Raw genomic sequence first — 1,384 nt, forward strand, 5'->3', positions numbered from 1 at the left:
GGTGACCCCCTGCGCAAGCGGGGGTCACCGGGCAGCGTCGTCTCCGGCCCCCGGCAGCATGCCCGACGACGCCCCCGGCGCGAGCGCCGCCGTCCCCGGCACGGGATCCACGGGTCGGCGGCCGACCGTGCCCGCCGACCGCGCGCGGTACCTCAGCGCCCCGGGCGCTCGTCGCTCGCCAGGACCTGGAACATGGCGTGGTCCTGCCAGCGGCCCGCGATCTGCAGGTAGCCGGGGGCCAGACCGTACCGGGTGAACCCGTTGCGCTCGAGCACCCGCTGGGACGCGACGTTGTGCACGAGGGTCTCCGCCTGCACCCGGTGCAGGCACAGCGGCCCGAACGCGTGGTCGACCATCTCGCCCACGGCCGCGGTCGCCAGACCCCGCCCGTTGCGTGCCTCGTCCACCCAGTACCCCAGGGCGCACGAGCGCAGGGCGCCCCGCACGATCCCCGACGCGATGATCCAGCCGGCGACCTGCCCGCCCTCGTCCACGACCACCCGGGCCACGACGCTCCCCGCGAGCTCCTGCGCCAGGGCCGCGGCGACGCTCGCGCGCTGACCCGCGAGCGTGAACCACTCCTCGGGTCGCTCGGGCTCGAACGGCGCCAGGAACTCCCGGTTGGTGCGCAGGAGGTCGGCCAGGGCGGCGGCGTCGTCGAGACGCAGGGCACGGGTGGTGGGCACGACCCATCGTCCCTCACCCGCAGGCCACGCCCCGCGACGCGGTCACAGGGCGGACGAGGTCCGCCGCACCCGGGCCGTCGACCCGGCCCCGCGCACGGGGGAGGATGAAGACGTGAGCAGCTACGTCGCACCACCGCCCGGGGAGCTGTCCGGCGACCCCTACGCCCCCTTCCGGCCCCGCTGGGGCACCGCCGTGGCGTACACGGCCGCCGTCGTGATCCTCGCCGGGTGCACGTTCGTCGCCCTCGTCGCGACCGGCCCCGGGACCGACTCCGGGTGGAACAAGGCCGCCACGATCGGGGTCGGGGCCTTCTGCGCGCTCATCCTGTGGCGCCTGGGCCAGGTCCGGGCCACCGTGACCCCCGAACGGCTCACCGTCCACAACATCGTCTTCACCCGCCGCCTTGAATGGGCAGAGGTCCTCTCGGTACGTTTCGGCCCCGGCGACCCCTGGGTGCGCCTGGACCTCTCCGACGGCAAGGCGCTCGCGGTCATGGGCATCCAGCGCGCGGACGGGGCGCGTCGCAGCGAGGACGAGGCCGCCCGCCTCGCGGCCCTCGTCCAGGCCCTGGGAGAGGCGCCCGAGAGCTGACGCGGCGCCGTCGGGCACTCCTGCCCGTCCGGTCTCCGCCTACCTCCCGAAACCTGCGCACCTGACCCGCGCCGCCCCGGAACGCGTGAGGGCCCCGGGACCTTGC

Annotated in this window: 2 protein-coding genes; one reads left to right on the top strand and one right to left on the bottom strand. The window is 75.8% G+C overall.

The genetic code is table 11. The features are described from left to right. Positions 1 to 152: 152 nt before the first annotated feature. Complete coding sequence (locus tag ACFWFR_RS19360; RefSeq protein ID WP_377624205.1) at positions 153 to 686, bottom strand: GNAT family N-acetyltransferase; 534 nt, start codon at positions 684 to 686, stop codon at positions 153 to 155. Between the two features lie 112 nt (positions 687 to 798). Between ACFWFR_RS19360 and ACFWFR_RS19365 the strand changes: the two genes are divergently transcribed. Beyond that, complete coding sequence (locus ACFWFR_RS19365; RefSeq protein WP_377624207.1) at positions 799 to 1,278, top strand: PH domain-containing protein; 480 nt, start codon at positions 799 to 801, stop codon at positions 1,276 to 1,278. The last annotated feature ends 106 nt before the right edge of the window (positions 1,279 to 1,384 follow it).

It is taken from the genome of Oerskovia sp. NPDC060287 (genome assembly GCF_042726775.1).
Classification (GTDB): Bacteria; Actinomycetota; Actinomycetes; order Actinomycetales; family Cellulomonadaceae; genus Oerskovia; species Oerskovia merdavium.